Source organism: Luteibacter sp. SVR4-7G, assembly GCF_056755555.1.
The window spans coordinates 1-25,865 of record NZ_JBPGXO010000033.1 but is presented as its reverse complement, the minus strand read 5'-3'; the positions used below and the strand labels follow the sequence as shown (position 1 = coordinate 25,865).

The following is a 25,865-nucleotide window of genomic DNA, read 5'->3' as shown; positions in this document are numbered from 1 at the left end:
CGCGGGCAAGAAGTATCCCTATGCGCAATCCCTTGCAGGAACAGCTCCTCAAGGCCGGCCTGGTCAAGAAGGACAAGGCCGCCAAGATCGTTCGCGACCAGGCGAAGCAGCGCCAGGGTAAGGCGCCCGCGCCGCCGACCGAGGAACAGGTGGACGCGCGCAGGTTGCAGGCCGAGCGCGCCGAGCGCGATCGCGCCCTGGCGGCGGAGCGCAACGCCGAAGCCCGCGCGCGGGAGATACGCGCGCAGGTTCGCCAGATCGTCGAGACCACCCGGGTGAAGCCCGAGGGTGACATCGCCTACCGTTTTCCGGACGGCGAGAAGATCGCCAGCCTCTTCGTCAACGAGGCGCTGCGTGCGCAGCTTGCCTCGGGCGCGCTGGTCATCGCCCGCCTGGGCGAGGGCTACGAGCTGATCCCGCGGATGCCGGCGGACAAGATTCACGCCCGCTCCCCCGAGACGATCGTGCTCGACCATGGGCGCAAGGAAGGCGATCCGGCACCGTCCGACGACGATGTCGACGACTACTACAAGCAGTTCGTCGTGCCCGACGATCTCATCTGGTAAACGGAAGGAACAGGCGATGACCGTCCTCGTCACCGGCAGCGCCGGCCACCTCGGCGAAGCGCTGGTGCGCCGCCTGCAGGCCGACGGCCACGCCGTGCGCGGCCTCGACATCAAGCCCTCCTCGCATACCCATGTCGTCGGCTCGATCCACGACGAAGCGTTCGTGCGTGACGCGATGTCCGGCATCAGCCGGGTGATCCACAGCGCCACGCTGCACAAGCCCCACGTGGCGACCCATTCGAAGCGCGACTTCGTCGATACGAACGTGGGCGGCACCGTGGCCTTGCTTGAAGCCGCGGTGGCGCACGGCGTGCAGGCCTTCGTCTTCACCAGCACCACCAGCGCCTTCGGCGCGGCGTTGTCGCCCGCGCCGGGCGAGCCGGCGGCGTGGATCGACGAGGACGTGGCGCCGGTGCCGAAGAACATCTACGGCGCGACGAAGATCGCCGCCGAGGGGATGTGCGAGCTCGTCGCGCGGAAGGACAAGCTGCCGGTGCTGGTGCTGCGCACGTCGCGATTTTTTCCGGAGGACGACGACAACGCGCAGGTCCGTGCCGCGTACGACACCGTGAACATGCAGGCCAACGAACTGCTCTATCGGCGGGCGGACATCGAGGACATCGTCGAAGCGCATCTCGCGGCGCTGGAGCGGGCGCCGTCTCTGAAGTTCGGCCGCTACATCGTTTCGGCGACGACGCCGTTCTCGCGTGGCGACGTGGCGGCGTTGCGCCAGGATGCCACCGCCGTGGTGCGCCGCCTGTTTCCCGACGTCGATGCGTTGTACGCCGCGCGCGGCTGGCAATTGCTGCCGTCGCTGGACCGCGTGTACGACAGCCACCGCGCCACCCGCGACCTCGGCTGGCGGCCGAAACGCGATTTCGCCTTCGTGCTGGAATGCCTGCGCCGCGGGGAGGATTTCCGCAGCGAGATGGCGCGCATCATCGGCGTGAAGGGTTACCACGACAAGACGTTCCACGACGGCCCCTACCCGTTGTAGGAGCGCGCCTGCGCGCGACAGACTTTCGCGCCAGTCTATAAGGTTGCGCGCCAGCTCCCGGTCACGGTCTCAAAACATGTCGCGCGCGAGGCGCGCTCCTACAAAACGAACTTTCGTTCGTGCCGCAGCAGCCAATCCTTCCGCCACAGGCCTCCGCCGTAACCCGTGAGCGACCCATCCGCACCGATCACGCGGTGGCACGGGATCACGATCGCGATCTGGTTCGTACCGTTCGCCCTCGCTACCGCCCGCACGGCCGTATGCCGCCCGGCCGACGCGGCGATTTCCGAATAGCTGCGCGTGGTGCCGGGCGGAATCGCCATCAATTCGTCCCACACCGCGCGGGTGAACGGCGAGCCATGCATCGCCAGCGGCGTTTCGAACGAACGCCGGGTGCCTGCGAAATAGTCGCGCAGCTCCGTCTCGATCCGCTCGATGACCGGCGTCCGCCCGAACGTGATCGTGGAGCGCGTCGCCACGCGCAGGCGCTTCAGTTCGTTCGGCAGGGCCGTGCGATCGAAGAATTCGAGCAGGTGGAGCGCCTGCGTGTCGGCCACGGCCAGCATGCTGCCGATCGGGCTCTCGATCCAGTCGGCCTTGAGCCACTCGCGGCCACGCAGTTCGGCCGGGCAGTCGCCCAGCAGCTTCACGATGGCCTCGCGGAACCCGCTGCCGGACTCGTAACCCGCCGCCTGCTGCGCGTCGATGACGCTCGCGCCCGCCACCAGGCGGTCCATGCCGCGGCCGGCCCGGCGCAGGCGGGCCATGTCGAGGAAGGTGAGGCCGAGGTGGCGCTTGAAGCTGCGCCGGACGGTGGAAGGGTCGTAGCCGAGGCGGACCAGGTCGTCCTCCGACCAGACCCGTTCCGGCTCCTCCTCCAGGTGACGAAGGAGCGCCGAGACCACCGGCTCGCGCCGGCCCACCGGGTCCAGTGGCCGGCAACGGAGGCAGGGCCGGAAGCCGGCCTCGAAACAGCCGGCCACGGAATCGAAGAAGCGGGTGTTTTCCAGCTTCGGCTTGCGGGCGGGGCAGGTCAGCCGGCAGAAGACGCCGGTGCTGGTCACGCCGACGAACACATGGCCGTCGTAGGCGGGATCGCGATCCAGCAGGGCCCGGTAGAGGGTGTCGTGGTCGGGGAGGTCGAAGAGCATGGCGTTAGGGTAGCCGTGCTGCCAGGACTTTGTCGCCGAAGATCGGGCGGCGATTTTTTGTAGGAGCGCACCCTGTGCGCGACATCTTTTCGCGCCAGTCATCACACTGGCGCGCCAGCTCCGGGCCTCGGCCTCAACACATGTCGCGCGCAAGGCGCGCTCCTACCGTCAGGCCTTGTTCTTGTCGGTCTCGAGCGCCCGGTTGATGCGCAGGGCCAGCAGGGTGCAGGCCACGCCCGAGAGCAGGTATACGCTGACCGCGCCCAGGCCGAAGCGGTGGGACAGGCCCAGGGCCACGAGCGGGGCGAAGGCCGCGCCGATCAGCCAGGCGAAATCGGAGGTCAGGGCCGCGCCGGTGTAGCGGAAGCGCTTGGCGAAGTTGGCCGTGACCGTGCCCGAGGCCTGGCCGTAGGACAGGCCCAGCAGGCCGAAGCCGATGACCAGGAAGGCGTCCTGGGCGAGCCTGCCGCCGCCGAGCAGCCAGGGCGAGGCGATCGCGAAGAGGCCGATAAGCACGGCCATGCTGCCCAGGGTGTTGCGGCGGCCCACCTTGTCGGCGATGACGCCCGAGGCCACGGTGGCCAGGATCGCCACGAAGGCGCCCACGATCTGCACGATCAGGACGTTGTTGATGTCCTGGGAACGGGTGAGCGAGATCCAGGACAGCGGGAAGATCGTCACGATGTGGAACAGGGCATAGCTGGCCAGCGCCGCGAACGCGCCGATGAAAAGGTTGTAGCCCTGGGCGCGGACCATCTCGATGATGCCGATCGGCTCGAGCTGGCCTTCTTCGAGCAGCTGGGTGTACTCCTCGGTGACGACCAGGCGCAGGCGGGCGAACAGGGCCACCACGTTGATGGCGAAGGCCACGAAGAACGGATAGCGCCAGCCCCAGTCCAGGAAGTCTTCGCGGGCCAGCTGGGTATTCAGGAACAGGAACAGCGAGGCGGCGATCAGGAAGCCGGTGGGAGCGCCGAGCTGGCCGAGCATGGCGTACCAGCCGCGGCGGTTCTTCGGCGCGTTCAGCGAGAGCAGGGAGGGCAGGCCGTCCCAGGAACCGCCCAGCGCAATGCCCTGCAAGAAGCGCAGGACCGCCAGGATCACGATCACCGTATAGCCGTGCGAGGTGTTGGCCGGCAGGAAGGCCATGCACACCGTGGACGTGCCCAGCAGGAACAGGGCGGCGGTAAGCTTCGTGCCGCGGCTCCAGTTGCGCTGGATCGCCATGAACAGGGTCGTGCCGATCGGCCGCGCGATGAAGGCGAACGAGAAGATCGTGAAGGCCAGCAGGATGCCGTCCAGCTGGCTCAGGAACGGGAAAAACACCGACGGGAACACGAGGACGGACGCGATGCCGTACGTGAAGAAGTCGAAGTACTCCGAGGCGCGGCCGATAACCACGCCGACGGCGATTTCGCCGGGAGCCACGGCGGCGTGGCTGGTCTGGTGCTGGCGCCGGACGTCGCGTTCGGCGCCCTCGGCGGCATTGTGATCGGCGTGTGAAATGCTCGACATCGTCTTCGGCCCGCTCGGGGAGGTGGATGGCAGGATAGCGAAGGATCGCACTACTCGGCCTGCAGGACCATGGGACAAAGTGTCCTATGGTGGCCGCAGGCCGTTCGGCGTATTTTTTCGTGTCCCCACGGTTGCCTCCATCATGCGAAAGTCCATGAAGATGTTGCGCGGATTGCTCATCCCCGCCCTGGCCCTGCTTTTGTCGGGCTGCGACGCCGTGCTGCTCTCGCCCTCGGGCGACATCGCCCGGCAGCAGCGCGACCTGATCATCATTTCCGTGGTGCTGATGCTGATCATCATCGTCCCGGTCATCTTCATGATCCTGGCCTTCGCCTGGAAGTACCGCGAGTCGAACAAGGCCGCCCATGCCGAATACGACCCGGACTGGAACCATTCCACGGTACTGGAACTGCTGATCTGGTCGGCCCCGCTGCTGATCATCATCGCCCTGGGCGCCGTCACCTGGACCAGCACGCACAAGCTGGACCCGTACCGCCCGGTGGAGCAGATCGCCCAGGGCCGCGCCGTGGCGGCCGACAGCAAGCCGCTGGTGGTCGAGGTGGTCGCGCTCGACTGGAAATGGCTGTTCCTGTACCCCGAGCAGGGCATCGCCACGGTGAACGAGATGGCCGCTCCGGTGGACCGGCCCATCGAGTTCCACATCACCGCCTCTACCGTCATGAACGCGTTCTTCGTGCCGTCGCTGGCCGGCATGATCTACGCCATGCCGGGGATGGAGACCAAGCTCAACGCGGTGATGAACAAGACCGGCGATTTCGAGGGAATTTCGGCAAATTACAGCGGTGCCGGCTTCTCCGACATGCGTTTCCGCTTCCATAGCCTGTCCGACGCCGACTTCGACGCCTGGGTGGCCAAGGCCAAGGCCAGCGGCGACCAGCTCGGCCGCGAGGACTACCTGAAGCTCGAGCAGCCGAGCGAGAAGGAGCCGGTGCGTTACTACGGCACCGTGGCGCCCGGCCTGTACAACGCCATCCTCAACCGCTGCGTCGAGTCCAACCGCATGTGCATGAGCGACATGATGGCGCTCGACGCGCAGGGCGGGCAGGGCGTGGTGGGTGCCTACAACGTCACCTCGCCCGACGCCGCCACGCGGGCGCGCGTGGGCCTCGCCGATGCCGGCAAGCGCTACGTCGGCGCCCTGTGCGTCGCCAGCGGTGCCGGCGGCCAGCCGCTGACGCCTGCCGGACGGCCGCTTTGAGCGCCCCGGTCTCCAACGAATTCACGCCTTGCCGAGCCCGGTAATGAACATGCCAGATCTAGCTAAACTGATCTTCGGACGCCTCACCCTCGAGGCGATCCCGTACCACGAGCCGATCCTCGTCGGCACCTTCGCCGCGGTCGCCATCGGCGGCGTCGCGCTGCTCGCGCTGATCACGAAGCACAAGCTCTGGGGTTACCTCTGGAGCGAATGGTTCACCAGCATCGATCACAAGAAGATCGGCATCATGTACATGGTGCTCGGCATCGTGATGCTGCTGCGCGGCTTCTCCGACGCGATCATGATGCGCGCCCAGCAGGCCATCGCCTTCAACGGCAACCCGGGCTTCCTGCCGCCGCACCACTACGACCAGATCTTCACCGCCCACGGCGTGATCATGATCTTCTTCGTGGCGATGCCGCTGGTCACCGGCCTGATGAACTACGTGGTGCCGCTGCAGATCGGCGCGCGCGACGTGGCCTTCCCCTTCCTCAACAACTTCAGCTTCTGGATGACGGTGGCCGGCGCGATGCTGGTCATGGCCTCGCTGTTCGTGGGCGAGTTCGCGCGCACCGGCTGGCTGGCCTATCCGCCGCTGTCGGGCTTGGCGCAGAGTCCGGACGTCGGCGTCGACTACTACATATGGTCGCTACAGGTGGCCGGCGTCGGAACCACGCTGTCGGGCATCAACCTGATCGCGACCATCGTGAAGATGCGCGCGCCGGGCATGTCGATGATGAAGATGCCGATCTTCACCTGGACCTCGCTGTGCACCAACGTGCTGATCGTCGCCGCCTTCCCGGTGCTGACGGCGGTGCTGGTGCTGCTGTCGCTCGATCGCTACGTCGGCACCAACTTCTTCACGAACGACTTCGGCGGCAACGCCATGATGTACGTGAACCTGATCTGGATCTGGGGCCATCCCGAGGTCTACATCCTGGTGCTGCCGGTATTCGGCGTGTTCTCGGAGGTCACCTCCACCTTCAGCCGCAAGCGCCTGTTCGGTTACGCCTCGATGGTCTACGCCACGGTCGTGATCACGGTGCTGTCGTACCTGGTGTGGCTGCACCACTTCTTCACCATGGGTTCGGGAGCGAGCGTCAACTCGTTCTTCGGCATCACCACGATGATCATCTCGATCCCCACGGGCGCGAAGATCTTCAACTGGCTGTTCACCATGTACCGCGGCCGGATCAAGTTCGACGTGCCCATGCTGTGGACGGTCGGCTTCATGGTCACCTTCGTGATCGGCGGCATGACCGGCGTCATGCTCGCGGTGCCGCCGGCCGACTTCCTGCTGCACAACAGCCTGTTCCTGATCGCGCACTTCCATAACGTGATCATCGGCGGCGTCATCTTCGGCTTGTTCGCCGGCATCAACTACTGGTTCCCGAAGGCGTTCGGTTACCGGCTCGATCCATTCTGGGGCAAGTTGTCCTTCTGGTTCTGGCTGGTGGGCTTCTGGGTGGCCTTCATGCCGCTGTACGTGCTGGGCTTCATGGGCGTTACCCGCCGCATGAACCACTTCGAGGATCCCTCGCTGCAGATCTGGTTCCAGATCGCCGCGTTCGGCGCCTTCCTCATCGCCCTCGGCATCGGCGCGTTCCTCGTCCAGCTGTGGGTCAGCTACAAGCGCCGCGACGAACTGCGCGACGTCACCGGCGACCCGTGGCACGGGCGCACACTGGAGTGGTCCACCTCGTCGCCGCCGCCGGAATACAACTTCGCGTTCACTCCGGTCGTCCACGACACCGACGCCTGGTGGGACATGAAGGAGCGCAACGCCGGCCGCCGCCTCGAGGGCTACCTGCCGATCCACATGCCGAAGAACACGGGCGCGGGCATCATCCTCGCCGGCTTCGCCTTCGTATTCGGCTTCGCGATGATCTGGCACATGTTCCTCGTTGCCGGTCTCGCCTTCGTGGCGCTGCTCGTGACCGCGATCGGCCATACCTTCAATTACAAGCGCGACTACCACATCCCCGCCGACGTCGTGGCCCGGACCGAGGCCGCCCGCACGGAAGAGCTTGCCGCCCATGTCTGATATGCACGCCACGCCTTCCGCCGCGATCGCGGAAAAGGACATCGAGTTCTGGATGTCCAAGGACCATCACCCGGCCAACGGCACCTTGCTCGGGTTCTGGATCTACCTGATGAGCGACTGCCTCATCTTCGCCTGCCTGTTCGCCACCTACGGCGTGCTGGGGCGGAGCTACGCGGGCGGTCCGTCCGGCGCGGACCTGTTCGACCTGCCCCTGGTGGCGGTCAACACGACCATGCTGCTGCTGTCTTCCATCACCTACGGCTTCGCCGTGCTGGAGATGCAGAAGAACCGCCGTGGCACGATGATGGCCTGGCTGATCGTCACCGGCCTGTTCGGCGCCGCGTTCCTCGGCATCGAGATGTACGAGTTCGCGCACATGATCCACGAGGGCGCGGGTCCGCAGCGCAGCGCGTTCCTGTCCTCGTTCTTCACCCTGGTCGGCACCCACGGGCTGCACGTGACCTTCGGCATCGTCTGGCTGATCACGCTGCTGTTCCAGGTGGGCCGTTTCGGCCTCACCCCGGCCAACAAGCGCCGCATCATGTGCCTGTCGATGTTCTGGCACTTCCTGGACGTGGTCTGGGTCGGTGTCTTCACCTTCGTTTACCTGATGGGAGTGCTGCCGTGAGCGCGCACATCGAATCGCACCACCACCACGACGCGCACGATCACCACGAGCACGACGACGGCCACGCTCCCAGCACCCTCAAGGGCTACATGATGGGGTTCTTCCTCGCCGTGGTGCTCACGGCGATCCCGTTCTGGCTGGTGATGGGCAAGGTCATCCCGAACTCGCAGACGCTGGCGGTGGTGATCCTCACCTTCGCCGCGATCCAGATCGTGGTGCACATGATCTACTTCCTGCATATGAACACGAAGGCGGAGGGCGGCTGGACCATGCTGGCGCTGATCTTCACCCTCGTGATGGTGGTGATCACCCTCACCGGTTCCATCTGGGTCATGTACCACATGAACTCGAACATGATGCCGGGCATGTCGCACGACATGACCGAGCAACAGGCCAAGAACCTGCCCTGAGTTGAACGTGGATACGGGCGACGACATGAAGACGCCGCGCCGACCGCGCGGCGTCTTCGTTCTGGGAGCGCTGGCCTTGCTGGGCGCGGTGCTGTTCGCCGGATTCCTTGCGCTGGGCACGTGGCAGGTGCACCGGCGCGCGTGGAAGCACGAGCTTGTCGCGAGGGTCGACGCGCGCGTGCACGCGGCGCCGGTGGATGCCCCGGCACGCGGGCAGTGGCCGGTGGTGAGCGCGGCCAACGACGAGTACCGGCGCGTGAAGCTCACCGGGACCTTCCTGCAGGACAGGAGCGTACGCGTGCGCGCCAGCACCGAGCTCGGCATGGGTTCCTGGCTGCTGACGCCGTTGCGCCTGCGCAGTGGCGACGTCGTGCTGGTGAACCGTGGTTTCGTGTTGCCCGCATGGTGCGGGGGCAAGGCGACCTGCACCCCCGGCCCGTCGGGCGAGACGACGATCTCCGGCCTGCTCCGCATCAGCGAGCCCAAGGGCGCCTTCCTGCAGAAGAACGAACCGGCGAACGACCGCTGGTATTCCCGCGACGTGGCCGCGATCGCCACGGCGAAAGGCCTGGACAGGGTGGCCCCGTATTTCGTGGACGCCGACGCGGCATCCTCGCCCGGCCGTGGCGAGGGCAACGACGGCCCGATAGGCGGCCTCACGGTCATCGCCTTCCCCGACAACCACCTGATGTACGCCATCACCTGGTACGCCCTGGCCTTCCTCACCCTGCTCGGCGCCTGGATCGTCTGGCGCGACGAACGCCGCAAGCGCAAAGGCTCTGCGTAGGAGCGCGCCTTGCGCGCGACATGTTTTCGCGAAGAGCAACAGGCCCTGTTGCTCACGGCCCCAAAAGATGTCGCGCGCAAGGCGCGCTCCTACACGATTTCAATTTCGGGGGGCTGGGACGTCTTTAAGACATGCAGCCACGGTATCCCCAAAGCGCTCCCTTCGAGGACGCCCCCCTCAGCTGGGTACCCCAGCGCCAGGAACGCGGCCCACTGGCCCTGATTCTCGACCACGCCCGCCGGCGCGCCGCCCTGCGCCGCACGCTGCCGATGCCCGAGCGGCGCTGGGCCTATCTGCTGCGAACCCTCACGGCCTTCCGCCGCCAGGCCCAGTGGCTGCGCCTGGTCGGCGCGTCGCGGGCGATGCGGGCGGCGGCCGAGTCCAATCCGCGGGTGTACGAGCGCTGGCAGTCGCACTACATCTCGCGGTCGTTCGACATGGCCGGGCGGGCACGGCTCATTGAGGCGCATTACCGCTTCGTGGCCCGGAAGTTCCCGGAGCGGATCAGCAGCCGCCTGCTGAAGGGCCACGACGTGCGGCTGGCCACCCTGCCGCTTGGCGACGGCGAGGTGGCCTACCTGCATGCGCGGGCCCCGGAGCACGAGTGCACCGGCGAACTGGGGCTTTACCTGTTGAATGCAGACAAGGAAGTGATCTCGTCCTGCACGATCACTTTCGGCGGCGACGATGGCCTGCTCGTGGGCGCCGTGCGCGGCTCCTGGGCCTATCTCGGCCGCGGCGCCATCGCGCGTTTCACCCGGGCGACGGGCGGGCTGCGTCCGCGCGACCTGCTGTTGTCGGTGGTACGCGCCCTGGCCAGCCACTACGGGATCGAACGCCTGCGCGGCGTCGGTCATGCAGCGCACCCGCTTGACCGCCGGGCCGGCGTCACCGCCGCTGCCTACGATCGTTTCTGGCGCCGTCATGGCGGTGTGCCGGGAAGCGACGGCTGCTACGAGATTCCCCTGGCCGCCTCGCCCAGCGGCCGCGCCGAACGGGACGCTTTTCGCAGCGAGGCCTGCGAAGTCGCCCTGAAGACGTTCGGCAAGACCTAAAAGTCGTAAACGCCCGTGAGCAGGACGACGCGGCCTTGCCGGAGCGGCACGAAGGTCTCGTCGAAGTTCACCGCGTACAGCGTGCGCGCGAAGAGGTTCTTCACGCCCAGTGTCACGCGCCAGTTTTCGCCGTAACGGGAGACGTTCGTTTCGACGCTGGCCTGGCCGGGGATGCCGAAGTACTGGCCGTCGGCGCTGGTGCGCCCCAGGCTGCGGCTGCGGGCGAGCACGCCGGCGGCGACGCCCCAGGGTTTCACCGCGCCCTCGCCGAAACGATAGCTTGCCCAGAGGGCCGCCTGGTGCTTCGGCGCGCCGGTGGGACGGGTGTCGTCGTGGTTCTCGATGCGCGCCTCGGTGAGGCTCGCCAGCACGTCCAGCCCGGGCGCGACCTGGCCGGCGAATTCGACTTCGAGGCCACGGTTCGTCTGGCCCGGGCCCGGCGTCGCGAAGAACGGCGGCTCCGGCGACACCAGGTCCACGCTGTGGTCGACCCGGATGCGATACAGCGCGGCCGTGAGCCGTGCGCGCTGGTCGAACAGATCGAACTTCCCGCCCACTTCCACCTGCCGCGAGGTGGCGACAGGCAACGGCTGGCCATCCTTGCCGAGCAGCGGATCGGGCTGGAAACCGGTCGACATGTCCGCGTAGAGGGAAACGTCCGGCGTGGCCTTGTAAACCACGCCGAGCTTCGGGATCCAGCGCGATTCGTGCACTCGTCGCGGCGAACCGTCCTGCCACTGGGTGTCCAGCCGGTAGCGGGTGCGGCGCACCGCGGCCAGCACGTTCCAGCGCTCGCCGATCGCGATCTGGTCCTGCAGGTAGAGCCCGGCATTGGTTTGCCATGAGCCACCCAGGTTTTGCACGGTCGTGCTGACCGGGGCGACGAAAGCACCGAACTTCTCCGAGAAATCGGCGGTGCTGCGCAGGTCGTAGGCAAGAGGTCGCGTGACGATGACGGCATCACGGCCGCGCGAGTCCACCGGATCGCCCTCCTCGATGCTTCCGCCGCCATCGTCGCCGGCGTGCGTGCGTGCGAGATCGAAGCCCAGCAGCACGTTGTGGGTCACGTCGCCGTGGCGAAAGCTCGTGCTGAGGTCGTTCTGCCAGGTCCAGTAGGTTCCCGAGTAGCGGAAGCTGCGCGCGACAGCGTCCAGCGTCCCCGCGAACCCGGTGGAGAGATAGGAAAGGCTGCGCCCGTCGCTGCGCTGGCGCACGTATTGCCCCTGGCTGTGCAAGGTCCAGTCGCTGTCGAACCCGTGATCCACCTCGAAGACGGCACGCGTCGTGCGGAAGCGCGAGATATCCGCGGGGTCGTCGCCCGACCTTGCGGCGAGCGTCGCCGTCGCCAGGCTGGGTCCGAGCAGCACGGTGTGGTCCGGGCCGGGCACGCGGTTATCCACGTATTCGAGGCCGCCCATGACGCGGGTGTCGCTGCCTTGCCAGGCCAGCGACGGTGCGAGGTAGGCGCCGCGGCCCCCGCCGTGGCCTTGCGGCGTCTTCTCGCCACGCTGCCCGGCGGCGACGAGGCGGTAGGTCAGCGCGCCGTCCTTCGACGCCGCCCCCGCGAAATCGACGCCGAGTCGCGCGCCATCGTATTCGCCCAGCGAATAGGTGAGGGTGCGCACCGGCTGCGCCTGCGGGCGTTTCATCACCACGTTGATGGAGCCGCCGAAATTGTTGTTCTGCGACGCGTCGCCGAGGATCGCCTCCGGTCCGCGCAGGACTTCCACGCGCTCGATGCCGATCAGCGGCGGAAGGTCTTCGCTGCGCGCGATGCCGTTGGGCATGCCGTCGGTCAGTCCATGCCCCGCGTCGAAACCGCGGATGAGGAACAGGGGCGAGCCCCCGTAACCGTCCACGTACTGCACGCCTGCGACATAACGGGCCACGTCGCCGATGTCGACGGCCTGCTGCGATTCGATGACGTCGTGGGTCACCACGGTCACCGATTGCGGCACGTCGGTCAGGCGTGCCTCGCCACGGGTGACGGTACGCGTGGTGTCGGCCTTGAAGCCGGCGTCGGAGACCAGTCCCTGTACGTCCACCGTGGCCATGGGCACGACCGTGGCCGGATCGAACGCAACGTCCGGATCGATCGGCGCGACCGTAGCATTGCCGGGCTGTTGCTTCTGCCGGACCACGACGGTGCGCCGGTCGTACGACTCGCGCTCGAGATCGGTGCCCTCGAGCAGTTCGTCGAGCGCCGCATCCGGTGTCAGGACGCCGTGCGCGCCGCCGGAGCGCCAGTTGGCGATGGATCCGGAAGCCGTGAGCACCTGCACGTTCGCCTGCTTGCCCCAGGCCAGCAGGGCCGTGGCCAGGGGCTGCGGCGCGATGGAGAACGGTATCGGACCCGGGCTGCCGTCGCCGGGTGCTTCGGCGGCCGCGGCCGCATGGACCACGAGGGCCAGCGCGAGCGCGCCGGTGAGTACGCGCCGACGCCCGCGAAGCATGTACTGCAAGACCTGCGGCCCCAGTCTGGTTTTTCGTTCAGCGCGGTCGGGCACCCCGCGCCGCGGTCGTCTGCAGTGCGAGCTCCAGACGGTCGGGATAGGTGACGACGCGCACCGGGAACACCCGGGGCAGGGCGGCTACCCAGCTGTCGATGGTATCGACCTGGACGGTACCGGTAAACGTCATCCGGCCCAGCGATGGATCTATGAGGTGGATCGGCCGGGCGCTGTAGCGGTTCACGTTTTCCACCACCGACGCCAGCGGCTCGTTGACGAACTCCAGGCGATGGCCGCGCCAGGCCGTGGCCGTGGCCGGATCGACGTCGAGGATGCGCATCGCCTGCGTCTCGGGATCGAACGAGACTTCGCGTCCCGCGCCCAGCTCGACAGTGGCCGCGTCGCCCTGTGCCGTCATGGGAGAAACCCGTACCCGGCCCTCGGTGACCGCCACCGTGACCCGGTCGCCGGTGCGGCGGACATTGAACGCCGTGCCGAGATCGCGGATCCGCAGCGGGCCCGCGTTCACGACGAAGGGCCGGGGCGCATGGGCCACGCGGAAGAAGGCCTCGCCCGCTTCCAGGTCGATGGCGCGCTCGTCGCGGCCGTAGCGCGCCGTGACCGAGGTGGCGCCGCCCAGCTCGATGCTGGATCCGTCCGGGAGATCGATGTCGCGATGGCCCGCCCGCTCGCTGACGTACTGACGCGGGGCGCCTGCAGCGCCCGGGCGCAGGAGCAGGAAGAGCTCGGCACCGAGGGCGACCAGGGCCACGCCGGCGGCAAGCGCGAGAGCGAAGCGGGGCGGCGCACGGCGCGGCCGGCGGCGGGACGGAGCGAAGCGGTCCACCAACTCGCGGCGGCTGGCGGCATCCATCGCCGCGGCGGCCTCGGCCAGGGCGGAGGCACGCTCGAAGGCGTCGGCATGGCGCGGGTCGGCCTCGAGCCATTCGCTCCATTGGAGGAGGGCCGTCTCGGGCAGTGCGGGGTCACGCAGGCGCGCCCACCAGTCGGCGGCGGTGTGCTCGATCTGCCGTTCGAACGGAAACGTGGTGGTAGTCATCGGGGGCTCTCCGCGCGGTCGCGGCGTTGACGGCAGTGCGCGAGCGCGTTGCCGACGTGGTAGCGCACCATGCGCTCGCTGAGGTTCATCTCACGTGCGATGGCCGCGAAGTCGCGGCCGTCGATCACGTGCATGACGAACGCGCGGCTCGTCTTCGCCGGCAGTTCGTCCAGGGCCTGGCGCAGGTCGCGCCACTGTTCGTGCGCCGACGCGTGCTGCTCGGGGATCGGGGTGACGTGCCAGCCGTCCTCGTCCGGGTCCGCGGGCGCGGCGGCGCGGACGTTGCGCATGCGCAGGCGGTCCACGGCCAGGTTGGAGGCCGCGCGGAACAGGAAGGCCCGGGGCGAGTCGATCCGCGTGTCCTGGTCGAGCGAGAGCAGCTTGAGATAAACCTCCTGCGCCACCTCCTGCGCATCGGCCAGAGAATTCAGCCGCGCACGGAGGAAAGCCACGAGGGCCGCATTGTGTTCGCGGAACAGGCTGACCACCTGGGCCGCCCGCGCGCCACCGGGGGAGGCACTCGTCTCCGATGGATCCATGGGTTGCCTGACTGCATTCATTGGGGGGCTGTCATAGGATCGCACGGTGGGAAATCGACGCCCGTACGGGCAGGGACGAGCGCCGATTTCCGCACCGGCGAAACCCCTAGACGTGCCAGCTCCGGAAAATTGAAATGGCCTCGTGCCGCGACGGGGCAAGACCGTCCCTAAGGAAAGGGTAGGGTAGGTGGGGCCCCTCTCCGCTACGATCCACCGACTCCCAAGCCAGACCCACCGCATGCTTTCGACCGACGACCGATCCCAGCGCCGCGAATTCGCCTGGTTCATCCTGATAGCCCTGGCGGTGCTGGGGGCGGGCATCGGCCTGCGCGATCCCTGGCCGCCCGACGAACCGCGCTTCGCCCTGGTCGCCCGGCAGATGCTCGAGTCCGGCCAGTGGCTGTTCCCGCACCGGGGCATGGAACTGTATTCGGACAAGCCGCCCATGCTGATGTGGACGGAAGCGTTCTGGATGTGGATCACCGGCGGCTGGCGCGGTGCGTTTCTGCTCACCTCGCTATTTTCCGGCCTGGGCACGCTCGCCCTCGTCTGGCACCTCGGCCGCCGTCTGTGGAACGCCCGGGTGGGACTGGTCGCCGCCACCCTGGTCCTCGCGACGATGCAGTTCGTCGACGTGATCAAGCACGCCCAGATCGACCCGCTCAACCTCTTCTGGATCACGCTGGCCAACACCGGCATCCTGCTCCATTGCCTGCGTGGCCCGGACTGGCGCATGTACTGGCTGGGCTGTTTCGCCGCGGGCCTCGGCGTCATCACCAAGGGCGTGGGCGTGATCGCCCTGCTTATGCTGTTGCCTTACGTCCTGATGCGCGTCCGGGCCTGGCCGGGCATCGCCCTCACGCGCGGCGACGGCTGGCGGTGGGCCGGCGGCGCGCTGGCTTTCCTGCTCGCCATCGCGCTCTGGCTGGTGCCCATGCTGGCGACGGCGTACGGGCTGCGCACCCCCGAGTACCTAGCCTACGTGCAGGACATCCTGTTCCGGCAGACCGCCGAGCGCTACGCCAATTCGTGGCAGCACGAGGAACAGCCCTGGTTCTTCCTGCTGGTAATCCTGCGCCTGTGGATCCCCACCTGGCTGCTCATTCCCTTTGTCGTGCCGGGCTGGCGCGAGGCGCTGCGCCTGCGCGACCCGAGGATCGGGATGCCGTTGATGTGGTGCGCGCTGGTGCTGCTGTTCTTTTCGATCCCCAGCGGCAAGCGCGCCATCTACATCCTGCCCGCCCTCCCCATGCTGGCGCTGGCCATGGCGCCCGCGGTCGCGGATCTCCTGAAGACGCGCTGGCTCCCCAGGGTCACCTTCTGGATCGCGGTGGCCTGTGCCGTCGTGTTCTGCGGCGCGGGAATCTGGGCCCTGGCCAAGGCGCCGAAGGCGGCGCAGCGTATCGCCGAAGGTTACGAAATGGCCGGCCATGGGCAGCCGCTGTGGTGGTGCGTGATCGCCGTCGGCATCGGTTTCCTCGTTGCGGTGCTGGTCTTCCGTCCACGCCGCGGCGTTGCCGCCCTGCTGGGCGGCATGGCGCTGGCCTGGATCATCTGGCCGGTAGGCACCTATCCGCTGCTGGATGCCAACCAGTCGACGCGGCAGCTCATGGAGAAGGCCGACGCCGCGATCGGTAAGGACGGCCAGCTCGGCCTCGTGGTCTGGCGCGAGGAGCTGATGTACCAGGCGCGCCGGCCGGTGACCGAGTTCGGCTTCGCCCGCGACTCGGCCGCCCAGCTGCGCGATGCCCGTGCCTGGCAGCAGGCGGATCCCGCGCATCGCTGGCTCCTCATCAACGAGGAGGCCTTCGACGAGTGCATCGTGGACGGCAAGGTCGTGCGGCTCGGCGTGGCGAACCGCACCCGCTTCGCACTGCTGCCGGCGGAGGCGTCGAAACCCGGCTGCAAACCCAGCGCACCCGAACGGTAGGAGCGCGCCCTGCGCGCGACATCTTTTGAGGCCGTGACTTAGAGCTGGCGCGCCAGCTGGGGGACTGACGCGAAAAGATGTCGCGCGCAGGCGCGCTCCTACAGGTGCGCTGGGGCTTCTGCCTTCGTCCGGCGCAGCATCCGCTCGTACTTCTTCTTCGTCCGCGACGCGTTGTGCGCGCGGCTCATCGAGCAGTGCGGGATGATGTTCTTCTCGCCGAAGCCGTCGATCATGATGAGGCGCGGCCCGCCGCGGGAGTCCTCGCCGTACACCACGTTCCACGCGTGCAGGTCGGCGGCGATGGTGTTGTGCGAGAGCAGCCGCGCGTAGAACGCCTCCAGCTCCGCCTGCGTCTTCGCGGTGAAGCCCTCGGCCTTCACCCAGTCGTGCAGCGTGGGTGCCAGCCGCCCGTCCGGGGCGCGCACCTTCTCCACGATCTGGCCGAGGCCGATGTCGGTCATCTCCAGGCCGACGACACGGGCGACCGGGGACGTGGCATACCCGCCCACGTAGATCCCGGTGACGTACTCGCGGAATTCGCGGACGAAATCCTTATACGGCCCGCTGCGCGCCATGCGGCGGTACCACGGCGCCTTATTCCAGCGTTCCTCGATGGAATCGCTGGCGATCACCTTGATCAGCAGGTCGGCATCGTCCGGGTGCTGGTACACCTCGCGGACGTGCCCGGTGGCGATCGGCTTGGCCTCGGCCAGTCTGAACATCGTGGTTCCTCGCGCGGCGGCCGAAAGGCCGTCGTAAGTTGTCGAAAGGGCGCTCAGTGTAAAGTCATGGCCCTGTAACGTGATCCGGACCGACCACCGTGCGCAAGCTTACCTGGCGTTTCATCGTCGCCGCCCTCGTGTTCCTGACCCTGTCGCGCCTTGGCCTGTCGCTGTGGCAATGGTCCCGCGTGCACGATGCCGGCGGATTGTGGCCCATCCTGCTGGGCGGCTGGCGCATCGACCTGTCGCTGATCGCCATGATCGTCGCATGGCCGGCGCTACTCTCGCCCTGGCTGGGCCACCGGGCGTGGCCCACGCGAATCGCCGCGTGGTGGCTCCGTTTCTGGTGGCTCGCCTTCGTCCTGCTGGAGGTGTCGACGCCACAGTTCATCGTCGAGTACGACACCCGTCCCAACCGCCTCTACTTCGAGTACCTCACCAGCCCGAACGAGGTGCTGGCGATGCTCTGGCACGGTTACAAGCTGGTGGTCGCCGGAGCGCTCCTCGTTTTCGCGCTGATCGGGTGGATCGGTTTCCGCCTGTTGCCCACGCGCCGGCCCGACCCCGTGCCGATGCGCGGATGGATGCGTCCGGTGGCGACGGTGCTGGCCTTCGTCGTGCTCTTCCTCGCCGGCCGCGGCACGCTGCAGCATCGCCCGCTGAATGCATCGCAGGTGGCGTTCACCAACGATGCCATGGTGAACACTCTGCCGCTCAACTCGCTGTACAACGTGCTCAATGCTGCCATCGCGCTGGGCAACGAGCGCTCGGCCTCGGCCGTCTACGGGAAGATGCCCGAGGAAGAGATGCAATCCATCGTGCGCAGCGCCGCCGGATTCGACGGCGCGCCGCTGGATCCGCACTACCCGAGCCTGCACCGCCAGCAGGCCACGCAACAGGGCGACAAGCCGCTCAACCTCGTCATCATCCTGGAAGAAAGCCTCGGCGCGCAGTTCGTCGGCAGCCTCGGCGGCGCCGGCTATACCCCCGAGCTGGACAAGCTGTCGAACGAGGGCTGGTGGCTCACCCGTACCTATGCCACCGGCACGCGCAGCGCGCGCGGCCTGGAAGCCGTGACGACCGGTTTCCTGCCCACGCCCGCCGAGGCCGTGCTGAAACTTCCGCGCAGCCAGCGCGATTTCTTCACGCTCGGTGCGTTGCTGGATACCTTCGGTTACCACACGCGCTTCCTCTACGGCGGCGAGGCGCACTTCGACAACATGCGCTCGTTCTTCTTCGGCAACGGCTTCAATGAAGTGGTGGACCGCGCCACCTTCAAGACCAAGCCGGCGTTCGTCGGTTCCTGGGGCGCGTCCGACGAAGACATGTTCAACGAATTGCACCAGCGCCTGCTCGACGACGGCGACAAACCCACGCTGACCGTGGCCTTCTCCGTATCCAACCATACGCCGTGGGAATACCCGGCCGGGCGCATCAAGGCCGAAGGCGATCCGGCGAGCAACGCCAACGCGGTGCGCTACGCCGACTGGTCGATCGGCCAGTTCTTCGCCAAGGCAAAGCAGTCGCCGTACTGGAACCACACCGTGTTCCTGGTAGTGGCCGACCACGACGCCCGCGTGTTCGGCGCCAGCCTCGTGCCGGTGCGTCACTTCCACATTCCGGCACTGATCCTCGGCGCCGGCGTGCCGGTGAAGAAGGACGACCACATCGTGAGCCAGGTCGACCTGGCACCCACGCTGCTTTCGTTGATCGGCATCAGCAGCGAACACCCGATGCTCGGCGCCGACCTCACCCAGCGCTATCCGGACCGCGCGATCATGCAGTACGGCGACAACTACGGTTACCTGCGCAACGACACGCTGCTGGTGCTGCGCCCCAACCAGCCCGCGACGCAGTACCGCTACACCGTGGACGGCGAAAAGCTGGACCCGGAGACGGTGGACCCGCAGTTGGAGAAGGTGGCCCTGGCGCATGCACTGTGGCCCAGCTGGGCTTACGGCAAGCAGCGTTATCGCTTGCCGCAGGCGGCGGACAAGGCGCCCAAGGACTGAACGGTGCGGCCGTTCACCACGGCTGCATCACCCACCCCGCCGGCGTCGGCGAGAGTCGATCCGTGAGGCCTATGCGATCGAGGAATGTCTCGTCGTGCGAAACCACGACGAGGGCACCCTCGTACTGCATCAACATGGCTTCCACCGCTTCCAGCGAAGCGATGTCGAGATGGTTGCCGGGCTCGTCCAGCAGCAACAGTTGCGCTGGCGGCTCGGCCGCCAGTGCGTGGGAAAGCGCGGCCTTGAGGCGCTCGCCGCCGCTCAGGTTTTCCACCGGCGTGGTTACCTTGTCTGCATCCAGGCCGAGCAGGGCGAGGCGCAGGCGCAGCGCATCCTCGCTCGCCAGGGGAGCGCATTCCTGCATCTGCCCGATCAGCGGCCGCGAAGGGTCTAGCGTGGCGAGGCGTTGATCCAGCCACGCCGTACGTACCGGCAGGTCCACCCGCCCGGAACGGGGTGCGATGCGTCCGGCCAGCACTTGCAGCAGGGTCGACTTGCCGCTGCCGTTAGGGCCCGTGACACCGACGCGCTGCCCTCCCCGGAGGATGAGATCGACGGTTCGCGCCGCGCCGCGGACGTGCGGAAGCAGCACGCCCTCGAGGACGGCAACCCGTCGTCCCGTCACACCGGTCGTCTGCGGTGTCAGCACCGCGGGCATCGGCTCGTTGTCCACGTGCCTGGCAGCTTCGGCCACCTTTCCCGTCAGCGATTCGCGTGCGGCATCCCGCTGGCGCCCCAGTCTTCCGGCCGTCGACTCGCTGCGACTCTTCCGGCCGCCGAGCATGATCCGCGGCAGGTTGGCTTCGCCCGCCTCGCGCTGGCCGCGTGCCTGGCGGCGCTCCTGGTGCTCCTGCTGTTCGCGCAGTGCCTTCTCGCCGCGTTTCCGTTCCACCCGACTCGCGTCGAGCGCGCGCTGCGCCGCCTCGCGTTCCTCGCGGCGCGCCTCGGCGTAGAAGGCATAGTCCCCGCCATAGCTGCGTAAACCGAGCGGCGACAGTTCAACGATGCGTTCCACATCGGACAGCAACTCGCGATCGTGGCTGATGACGAGCAAACCCCCGGTCCACTCGCGCAGCCAGCGCCGGAGGTCTCTCCGCCCTTCGCCGTCCAGGTGGTTGCTGGGTTCGTCGAGGATGAGGTAGCCGGCATCGTGCAGGCGCGCACCGAGCAAGGCCACGCGCATCGCCTCACCGCCGCTCAGCATGCGTGCGCGGCCGGCTTCATCGACATGCGCCAGCCCTTCGGCATCCAGCAGGTCGCGCAGGCGCTGGCGAATGTCCCAGCGGTCGCCCACGGCGTCGAAGTCGCGCTGTTCGCTGCTTCCGGACTCGATGCGTGACAGTGCGGACATGGCCTCACCGACACCGGCAAGCTCCGCGACGGTCATCTCGCCGTCGTCCGCGGCGCGCTGCGCGAGGTAGTACACGGCATCGTTGCGGGTGCAGCGTCCATGCGTCGGTTCGTACCGGCCGGCAAGGATGCGTGCCAGTACGCTCTTGCCTGCGCCGTTACGCCCTACGAGTCCCGTACGGCGTCCGTCGAAGGACTCGCTGAGATCGGAAAAGAGGAGCCTGCCGCCCGGCAGGACACAGGTGACGCGATCGAGCGTCAGAAAGGTCTTCGTCATGCGTGTTTCCCGCAATGCCATGCGCTTCTCCGTGACGGAGAAGATCGACGTTCGCCCGGTGGTCGGGCGCAGGCATTACTGGCGCATGGAACGAATACCTCGAGCGGGGTGAAGTGCGTGGATGGTACTACAGCGGCGCCGGAGCGAGTCAGCGTGTCTCCGAGACGACCCGCCGGCGCTATCCAGCAGGGGCCAGGCTCATGACGGCATCACCTGTGCCACCATCCGCGCCAGCGCATCCTGCGAATACGGCTTGGCGAGGCGTGGCAGGTCGAGCTGCAGTCCTGCCGGCAGATCGGCGTAGCCGGTCGCGAGAACGACGGGGAGGCCCGGATAGCGCTCGCGCAGATGGGTTGCGAGTTGCGCGCCGGTCATCTGCGGCATGGCGTGGTCGGTGATGACGAGGTCCACGCCGGCACCGTCGATAAGGCGCAGCGCTTCCGGGCCGGAACGTGCGGCGATGACGGCGTAGCCCAGGTCTTCCAGCATCTCCACCGTGGTGGCGCGTACGAGTTCGTCGTCGTCGACGGTGAGAATCCGCAGCGAACGCGTGGACGGCACGCGACCGGTGGCCGGTGGGGGCGTGGACGAAGGCACAGCCGGATTGCTGCGCGCGGCGGCGGGAAGCCATATCTCTGCCGTGGTGCCTTCATCCTTGCGGCTGTGCAGGATCAATGCGCCACCCAGTTGTTCGGCGAGACCGTGCACCATCGAAAGGCCGAGGCCCGTGCCCTTGCCCACCCCCTTGGTGGTGAAGAAAGGCTCCGTCGCACGTTCCAGCGTGGTCTCGTCCATGCCGGCACCCGTATCCGATAACGACAGGCGGACATAATGGCCCGGTTGCAGCGCGCCTTCCGCGCCCTCTACCCAGCGTTCGTCGGTTGCGATGACGATGGTGCCCGCGCCGTCCATCGCATCGCGCGCGTTCACGGCAAGATTGAGCAGGGCGGCTTCCAGCTGGTTGGCATCCGCCTCCACGGGAGGAAGTTCCGGCGCGAAACGTGTCTCCACCACGACGGTGCCGCCCATCGTCCGCTGCATCAGTTCGTGCATGCCCTCGACCAGGTGGCGCAGGTCGACGCACTCGGTTTTCAGTTCCTGCCGGCGGGCATAGGCGAGCATGCGCCGGGTAAGGGTGCTGCCGCGTTGCGCGCCCGCCATCGCGTTGTCGAGCAGGCGAAGCAGCGGGGGATCCTGCGGCATCCGCTCGCGCAGCATTTCCAGGCTGCCGTGCACGGCCATGAGGAGGTTGTTGAAGTCGTGCGCGATACCGCCGGTGAGATTGCCCAGCGCCTCCATTTTCTGGGCCTGCATCAACGCGAGCTCGGCCTTGCGTATGTTTTCCTCGCTGCGGCGCAGGGCTTCGGTACGCTCGGCCATCTTCGCTTCCAGTTTTTCACGGAAGCGACGCTCGCTTTCACGTATCGCGGCTTCGGCGAGCACGCGCTCGGTGGTCTCCACCACGATGGCGATCACGCCACCGGGCTTGCCGCTTTCGTCCAGAACGGGCGAATAATCCAGATCCATCCACACAGGCTCCGGCCTGCCGTGCCGTATGAGGGTCAGCTCCTGGTCCTTGTACGCCAGAGTGCCGCCGGCCAGGCCCACGCGCATCACGTTGTCGTTGAAGTCGGCGACCTCGGCCCACCCCTTGCGAACCTCCGACCCGAGCAGGGCAGGGTGACGGCTGCCGGCAAAGACGGAATAGGCGTCGTTGTAGATCATGATGCCCTTCTCACCCCACAGCAGCACGATGGGCACGGGGGAAAGCAGCAGCATGCCGGTGACGGTACGCAGGCTCTGCGGCCAGGTCTCGATCGGTCCGAGACCGGTCGCGGTCCAGTCGAAGGCGCGGATCAGCGCGCCCGTCTCGCCGCCTCGCTCGAGCCATTGGAGGTGGTTCTGGTCCAGCGGGGCACCGGGGTGGGCGGTCATCTGCTGCGATCCTGTGAAGAGGACCGGAGTTTAGCGAAGGCCGATGTGACGAAGAGCGCAACGGTTCCCGCTGCTCATGGAGCGGCCCGCTTGCGCGCCCCGTCCAGAGCGCGGCACAGGGTGATGACACCCGGCAGGATCGACGGCGAGGGCAGGGCCAGGGTCGGGGCATCGATGGAGAGCACATTGCCGTTTTTCACCGCTGCGAGGAAACCGGCCTGTTTCCAGCTTTCGAGCGACTCGCCGGTCCCGCCGCCGCTCATGATGACGTCGGGATCGCGTGCAAGCACCGCTTCGCGGCTCACGGCGGGAGCGGCCTGCGCGAGGTCGGCGAAAATGTTGTCGCCGCCGCAGAGATCGAGCGCATCGTCGATGATCTGTTCACGGCCGATCGTCATCAGGGGCCGGTCCCAGATCTGGAAGAACACTTTCAGGCGCCGTTTCCCTGCGTAGGTCGAACGCAGCTGTTCGACGCTCGCCTGGAACGCACGCGCATTCCGTTCGGCCACCTCGCTGGTACCGGCGAGCCTGCCGAACCGGCGCACGGCCGAAGCGACGTCCGCCAGGCGGGTCGTTTCCGCATAGAACACCGGCAGGCCCAGACGAACCAGCTTGTCGACCTGTGCGGCTGCGTTGCCGCTCTTCCATACGACGACGATGTCCGGCTTCAGGCCGACGATGCGTTCGAGGTCGATCATGGTCGCATCGCCCACGACCGGTACCTTCCTCGCTTCCGCGGGGTAGTCCGTGAAGCGCGAGGTTCCCACCACATAAGCTCCCGCGCCCGCGGCGAACAGGGCGTCGGTCACGTTCGGCGCCAGGCTCACGATGCGATGGGCCGGAGCGGGAAGCGTGACGGTGCGTCCGGCATCGTCGACCACGCTCACCGAGGCCATGGCCGAGGTCGAGACCAGCAGGCACAGGCAGGCGAGGCGGCGGATCATGGCGGCGTTCCGTGCAGGCGTCCGGCGCGGAAGAACGGCTCGCCGCCGAGCGTCACGCCCTGGATGGGATGGTGGAAGGCGGCACTGAGGTGCTCGCTGGTCACGACATCGTCCTTCAGCCCCGCCAGGGCATGGCCCCTGCCGTCGAGCAGCACCGCATGCGTCGCATGCTGGAAGGCCAGGTTGATGTCGTGCACGGTATAGACCACCGACTTGCCCTGCGTGGACGCGGCACGCATCAGCTCGTGCAGTGTCTTCATCTGGTGATGCAGGTCCAGCGACGACAGCGGCTCGTCCAGCAGCAGCACATCTACGTCCTGGGTGAACAGCGCGGCGATGTTCACACGCTGCCGTTCGCCGCCGGAAAGCGTGGTGACGTCGCGATCGGCCATCGCTTCCAGTTCGAAGGTGTGCAAGGCCTGTTCGGCGGCGCCGGTATCCCGCTCGCCCCAGGCCCAGAAGGGCAACCGCGGATGGCGCGCCGCCATGACCGCTTCCATCACCGTGAGGCTGAAGGCGTCCACGATCGTCTGCGGAAGGAATCCGCGGCGGCGGGCGAGGTCGATCGGGCGGTAAGCGGCGATGTCGCGGTCACCGAGCAGCACGCGGCCACCGTCCGCGGCCCTCAGTCCGGCCAGGGTCCGCAACAGCGTGGACTTGCCGGCGCCGTTGGGACCGAGCACGCACCAGACCTCGCCCGGCGCCACGCGCATGTCGAGGGCTTCGACCAGCGTGCGGCCGCGCATCGAGAGGGCCAGCGATTCGGCGGCGAGTTCCAGGCTCATCGGCGCCGCACCAGCAGGAACATGAAGGTCGGCACGCCGATGATCGCCATGACCGCACCCACCGGTAACTGGATCGGGTCGGCGACGACGCGCGACACCGTGTCGGCAATCACGACCACGATGCCGCCACCGATCGCGCAGGCCGGCAGCAACACGCGCTGGTCGTTGCCGATGATGCGCCGCAGTGCATGCGGCACCACGAGGCCCACGAAGCCGACCGTGCCCGCGGTGGTCACCGCCACGGCGGTCGCGAGCGAGGCGACGACGAAGATCGCCGACTTCACCACGTTCGGGCGCACGCCCAGGGCGCTGGCCGATTCCTCGCCGCGCATCAGCAGGTTGAGCTGGCGGCCGAGCGGAACGATGAAAAGGACACAGGCCAGGAGCAGCGCAACCGGCAGCAGCCAGTTCGCGACGCCGCTCAGGTCGCCCATCATCCAGAACAACATGCCGCGCAAGTTCTTGTCGGGCGCGAGGACCAGCATCATGCTCACGATGGCACCGAAGCCCGAGGCGAGCATCACGCCGATGAGGATCAGGTCGGTGGAATCCTCGCGCTGCGCCGCGCGGGCGCGGGCGAGCAGATCGCGGTGGGCGAGCACGAAGACGGCCACGCAGGCGAGCAACGCACCGGCGGCCGCGCCCATGGCCGTGACCACCGCACCGGCGCCAGCCAGCATGGCCCCCAGCGCGCCGACGGCGGCCCCGCCGGAGAGGCCCAGCGTATAGGGGTCGGCCAGGGGGTTGCGCACCAGGATCTGCATGAGGCAACCGGAGACGGCCAGGAGGCCACCAACCCCGTAGGCCGCCACGGCGCGCGGTACGCGCAGCTCCCAGACGATGGCATGCATGGGCGTATCCGCCGGCGACACCAGCGCCCCCCAGGACGCCGCCAGCGTGGAATCCGCGCCGCCGAGAAGGACGGACGCAAGCAACACGGCCAGGCCGCACGCGAGCATGACCGACCACAGCCGCAGGGCCGAAGCGAACGTGGTCATGCGGGGTGGCGCGGAGGTCGTCGATGCATGCGCCGGAAGCGTAACATGAGGGGCTTCATCCGGCCGTCCCCGCAGCCCTCCACCGGAGCCCCAGCGTGACTTACCAAGCAGCCTCCAACCGTTACGACAACCTCATGCCTTACCGCCGCTGCGGCCGCAGCGGCATCGACCTGCCGGCCATCTCGCTCGGCCTGTGGCAGAACTTCGGCGGCACCGATGTCTTCGAGACCGGCCGCGCCATCCTGCGTCATGCGTTCGATCGCGGCGTGACGCATTTCGACCTGGCGAACAACTACGGCCCGCCCTACGGATCGGCCGAAGAAAATTTCGGCCGGGTGATGGCGAGCGATCTCGCGCCGTACCGGGACGAGCTGATCGTCTCGACCAAGGCCGGCTGGGACATGTGGCCGGGCCCGTATGGCGGCATCGGCGGCAGCAGGAAGTACCTGATCGCCAGCCTCGACCAGTCGCTGAAGCGCATGGGCCTGGAT

At 67.6% G+C, this 25,865-nt stretch carries 22 protein-coding genes; 11 read left to right on the top strand and 11 right to left on the bottom strand.

Going from position 1 to position 25,865, the window contains the following annotated elements:
* Nucleotides 1-20 precede the first annotated feature (20 nt).
* Both ACR9ZH_RS13125 and ACR9ZH_RS13120 read left to right on the top strand, forming a co-directional pair.
* The gene (locus tag ACR9ZH_RS13125; RefSeq protein ID WP_481291198.1) at nucleotides 21-566 is read left to right on the top strand and encodes a DUF2058 domain-containing protein; all 546 of its coding nucleotides are present in this window, start codon (nucleotides 21-23) and stop codon (nucleotides 564-566) included.
* 16 nt (nucleotides 567-582) lie between these two features.
* Nucleotides 583-1,563 carry an NAD-dependent epimerase/dehydratase family protein gene (locus tag ACR9ZH_RS13120; protein ID WP_481291197.1) on the top strand — a complete coding sequence of 327 codons (981 nt, stop codon included), beginning with the start codon at nucleotides 583-585 and terminating at the stop codon, nucleotides 1,561-1,563.
* Nucleotides 1,564-1,661: 98 nt separating this feature from the next.
* On the opposite strand, the gene ACR9ZH_RS13115 is transcribed toward ACR9ZH_RS13120, so the two are convergent.
* Together ACR9ZH_RS13115 and ACR9ZH_RS13110 are read right to left on the bottom strand one after the other, a co-directional pair.
* Nucleotides 1,662-2,714, bottom strand: a complete 1,053-nt coding sequence (locus tag ACR9ZH_RS13115) for a bifunctional transcriptional activator/DNA repair enzyme AdaA (protein ID WP_481291196.1) — start codon at nucleotides 2,712-2,714, stop codon at nucleotides 1,662-1,664.
* 168 nt (nucleotides 2,715-2,882) lie between these two features.
* On the bottom strand, nucleotides 2,883-4,229 hold the full coding sequence (locus ACR9ZH_RS13110) for an MFS transporter (RefSeq protein ID WP_481291195.1): 1,347 nt from the start codon (nucleotides 4,227-4,229) through the stop codon (nucleotides 2,883-2,885).
* A 142-nt stretch (nucleotides 4,230-4,371) separates the two neighbouring features.
* Between ACR9ZH_RS13110 and cyoA the strand changes: the two genes are divergently transcribed.
* The 6 genes from cyoA (at nucleotide 4,372) to ACR9ZH_RS13080 (ending at nucleotide 10,372) form a co-directional block, all read left to right on the top strand.
* Complete coding sequence (gene cyoA / locus ACR9ZH_RS13105) at nucleotides 4,372-5,448, top strand: ubiquinol oxidase subunit II (protein WP_481291194.1); 1,077 nt, start codon at nucleotides 4,372-4,374, stop codon at nucleotides 5,446-5,448.
* A 49-nt stretch (nucleotides 5,449-5,497) separates the two neighbouring features.
* Nucleotides 5,498-7,492: a cytochrome o ubiquinol oxidase subunit I gene (gene cyoB / locus ACR9ZH_RS13100; RefSeq protein ID WP_481291193.1), complete on the top strand. Its 1,995-nt coding sequence runs from the start codon at nucleotides 5,498-5,500 to the stop codon at nucleotides 7,490-7,492.
* A 52-nt stretch (nucleotides 7,493-7,544) separates the two neighbouring features.
* Nucleotides 7,545-8,120, top strand: coding sequence for a cytochrome o ubiquinol oxidase subunit III (gene cyoC, locus ACR9ZH_RS13095; protein ID WP_481291220.1), 576 nt, complete (start codon nucleotides 7,545-7,547; stop codon nucleotides 8,118-8,120).
* Nucleotides 8,117-8,530: a cytochrome o ubiquinol oxidase subunit IV gene (gene cyoD / locus ACR9ZH_RS13090; RefSeq protein WP_481291192.1), complete on the top strand. Its 414-nt coding sequence runs from the start codon at nucleotides 8,117-8,119 to the stop codon at nucleotides 8,528-8,530. The genes cyoC and cyoD overlap by 4 nt, the downstream gene beginning before the upstream one ends.
* Nucleotides 8,531-8,537: 7 nt before the next feature.
* Nucleotides 8,538-9,317 carry an SURF1 family protein gene (locus ACR9ZH_RS13085; RefSeq protein WP_481291219.1) on the top strand — a complete coding sequence of 260 codons (780 nt, stop codon included), beginning with the start codon at nucleotides 8,538-8,540 and terminating at the stop codon, nucleotides 9,315-9,317.
* A 131-nt stretch (nucleotides 9,318-9,448) separates the two neighbouring features.
* Entirely contained in the window at nucleotides 9,449-10,372 is a 924-nt protein-coding gene (locus tag ACR9ZH_RS13080; protein WP_481291191.1) for a DUF535 family protein, read from the top strand.
* On the opposite strand, the gene ACR9ZH_RS13075 is transcribed toward ACR9ZH_RS13080, so the two are convergent.
* Genes ACR9ZH_RS13075 through ACR9ZH_RS13065 form a run of 3 tightly spaced genes read right to left on the bottom strand, consistent with a single transcriptional unit; the run spans nucleotide 10,369 to nucleotide 14,421 of the window.
* Nucleotides 10,369-12,825: a TonB-dependent siderophore receptor gene (locus ACR9ZH_RS13075; protein ID WP_481291190.1), complete on the bottom strand. Its 2,457-nt coding sequence runs from the start codon at nucleotides 12,823-12,825 to the stop codon at nucleotides 10,369-10,371. The genes ACR9ZH_RS13080 and ACR9ZH_RS13075 overlap by 4 nt on opposite strands.
* A 37-nt stretch (nucleotides 12,826-12,862) precedes the next feature.
* Nucleotides 12,863-13,882 carry a FecR family protein gene (locus tag ACR9ZH_RS13070; protein ID WP_481291189.1) on the bottom strand — a complete coding sequence of 340 codons (1,020 nt, stop codon included), beginning with the start codon at nucleotides 13,880-13,882 and terminating at the stop codon, nucleotides 12,863-12,865.
* Nucleotides 13,879-14,421: an RNA polymerase sigma factor gene (locus tag ACR9ZH_RS13065; protein ID WP_481291188.1), complete on the bottom strand. Its 543-nt coding sequence runs from the start codon at nucleotides 14,419-14,421 to the stop codon at nucleotides 13,879-13,881. The genes ACR9ZH_RS13070 and ACR9ZH_RS13065 overlap by 4 nt, the downstream gene beginning before the upstream one ends.
* A gap of 238 nt (nucleotides 14,422-14,659) precedes the next feature.
* Between ACR9ZH_RS13065 and ACR9ZH_RS13060 the strand changes: the two genes are divergently transcribed.
* Entirely contained in the window at nucleotides 14,660-16,351 is a 1,692-nt protein-coding gene (locus ACR9ZH_RS13060; RefSeq protein WP_481291187.1) for an ArnT family glycosyltransferase, read from the top strand.
* A gap of 98 nt (nucleotides 16,352-16,449) precedes the next feature.
* Here ACR9ZH_RS13060 and ACR9ZH_RS13055 read toward each other — a convergent pair whose 3' ends face one another.
* On the bottom strand, nucleotides 16,450-17,073 hold the full coding sequence (locus tag ACR9ZH_RS13055; RefSeq protein ID WP_481291186.1) for a YrbL family protein: 624 nt from the start codon (nucleotides 17,071-17,073) through the stop codon (nucleotides 16,450-16,452).
* Nucleotides 17,074-17,171: 98 nt separating this feature from the next.
* On the opposite strand from ACR9ZH_RS13055, the gene ACR9ZH_RS13050 reads away from it, so the two are divergent.
* Nucleotides 17,172-19,085, top strand: coding sequence for an LTA synthase family protein (locus ACR9ZH_RS13050; RefSeq protein ID WP_481291185.1), 1,914 nt, complete (start codon nucleotides 17,172-17,174; stop codon nucleotides 19,083-19,085).
* A gap of 13 nt (nucleotides 19,086-19,098) precedes the next feature.
* Here the strand turns inward: ACR9ZH_RS13050 and ACR9ZH_RS13045 are convergent, their stop codons facing one another.
* The 5 genes from ACR9ZH_RS13045 to ACR9ZH_RS13025 form a co-directional block, all read right to left on the bottom strand.
* Entirely contained in the window at nucleotides 19,099-20,712 is a 1,614-nt protein-coding gene (locus tag ACR9ZH_RS13045; protein WP_481291184.1) for an ABC-F family ATP-binding cassette domain-containing protein, read from the bottom strand.
* 198 nt (nucleotides 20,713-20,910) lie between these two features.
* A complete protein-coding gene (locus ACR9ZH_RS13040) occupies nucleotides 20,911-22,647 on the bottom strand; it encodes a response regulator (RefSeq protein ID WP_481291183.1) in 1,737 nt (578 codons plus the stop codon).
* Between the two features lie 74 nt (nucleotides 22,648-22,721).
* The gene (locus tag ACR9ZH_RS13035) at nucleotides 22,722-23,591 is read right to left on the bottom strand and encodes a cobalamin-binding protein (RefSeq protein WP_481291182.1); all 870 of its coding nucleotides are present in this window, start codon (nucleotides 23,589-23,591) and stop codon (nucleotides 22,722-22,724) included.
* A complete protein-coding gene (locus ACR9ZH_RS13030) occupies nucleotides 23,588-24,376 on the bottom strand; it encodes an ABC transporter ATP-binding protein (RefSeq protein ID WP_481291181.1) in 789 nt (262 codons plus the stop codon). Before ACR9ZH_RS13030 ends, ACR9ZH_RS13035 begins: the two co-directional genes overlap by 4 nt.
* Complete coding sequence (locus tag ACR9ZH_RS13025) at nucleotides 24,373-25,374, bottom strand: FecCD family ABC transporter permease (protein WP_481291180.1); 1,002 nt, start codon at nucleotides 25,372-25,374, stop codon at nucleotides 24,373-24,375. The genes ACR9ZH_RS13030 and ACR9ZH_RS13025 overlap by 4 nt, the downstream gene beginning before the upstream one ends.
* A gap of 134 nt (nucleotides 25,375-25,508) precedes the next feature.
* Here ACR9ZH_RS13025 and ACR9ZH_RS13020 point away from each other — a divergent pair.
* Nucleotides 25,509-25,865 (top strand): aldo/keto reductase (locus ACR9ZH_RS13020; RefSeq protein ID WP_481291218.1); only part of this gene is annotated, 357 nt, incomplete at its 3' end.

Excerpts from the sequence above, each read along its gene's own strand:
- ACR9ZH_RS13030 (WP_481291181.1), bottom strand. The coding sequence starts at position 24,376 with ATGAGCCTGGAACTCGCCGCCGAATCGCTGGCCCTCTCGATGCGCGGC.
- ACR9ZH_RS13065 (WP_481291188.1), bottom strand. The coding sequence starts at position 14,421 with ATGGATCCATCGGAGACGAGTGCCTCCCCCGGTGGCGCGCGGGCGGCC.
- ACR9ZH_RS13025 (WP_481291180.1), bottom strand. The coding sequence starts at position 25,374 with ATGACCACGTTCGCTTCGGCCCTGCGGCTGTGGTCGGTCATGCTCGCG.
- ACR9ZH_RS13045 (WP_481291184.1), bottom strand. The coding sequence starts at position 20,712 with ATGACGAAGACCTTTCTGACGCTCGATCGCGTCACCTGTGTCCTGCCG.
- ACR9ZH_RS13035 (WP_481291182.1), bottom strand. The coding sequence starts at position 23,591 with ATGATCCGCCGCCTCGCCTGCCTGTGCCTGCTGGTCTCGACCTCGGCC.
- ACR9ZH_RS13070 (WP_481291189.1), bottom strand. The coding sequence starts at position 13,882 with ATGACTACCACCACGTTTCCGTTCGAACGGCAGATCGAGCACACCGCC.
- ACR9ZH_RS13125 (WP_481291198.1), top strand. The coding sequence starts at position 21 with ATGCGCAATCCCTTGCAGGAACAGCTCCTCAAGGCCGGCCTGGTCAAG.
- ACR9ZH_RS13060 (WP_481291187.1), top strand. The coding sequence starts at position 14,660 with ATGCTTTCGACCGACGACCGATCCCAGCGCCGCGAATTCGCCTGGTTC.
- ACR9ZH_RS13055 (WP_481291186.1), bottom strand. The coding sequence starts at position 17,073 with ATGTTCAGACTGGCCGAGGCCAAGCCGATCGCCACCGGGCACGTCCGC.
- ACR9ZH_RS13115 (WP_481291196.1), bottom strand. The coding sequence starts at position 2,714 with ATGCTCTTCGACCTCCCCGACCACGACACCCTCTACCGGGCCCTGCTG.
- ACR9ZH_RS13075 (WP_481291190.1), bottom strand. The coding sequence starts at position 12,825 with ATGCTTCGCGGGCGTCGGCGCGTACTCACCGGCGCGCTCGCGCTGGCC.
- ACR9ZH_RS13040 (WP_481291183.1), bottom strand. The coding sequence starts at position 22,647 with ATGACCGCCCACCCCGGTGCCCCGCTGGACCAGAACCACCTCCAATGG.
- cyoA (WP_481291194.1), top strand. The coding sequence starts at position 4,372 with ATGCGAAAGTCCATGAAGATGTTGCGCGGATTGCTCATCCCCGCCCTG.
- ACR9ZH_RS13110 (WP_481291195.1), bottom strand. The coding sequence starts at position 4,229 with ATGTCGAGCATTTCACACGCCGATCACAATGCCGCCGAGGGCGCCGAA.
- cyoC (WP_481291220.1), top strand. The coding sequence starts at position 7,545 with ATGTCCAAGGACCATCACCCGGCCAACGGCACCTTGCTCGGGTTCTGG.
- ACR9ZH_RS13080 (WP_481291191.1), top strand. The coding sequence starts at position 9,449 with ATGCAGCCACGGTATCCCCAAAGCGCTCCCTTCGAGGACGCCCCCCTC.
- ACR9ZH_RS13120 (WP_481291197.1), top strand. The coding sequence starts at position 583 with ATGACCGTCCTCGTCACCGGCAGCGCCGGCCACCTCGGCGAAGCGCTG.
- cyoB (WP_481291193.1), top strand. The coding sequence starts at position 5,498 with ATGCCAGATCTAGCTAAACTGATCTTCGGACGCCTCACCCTCGAGGCG.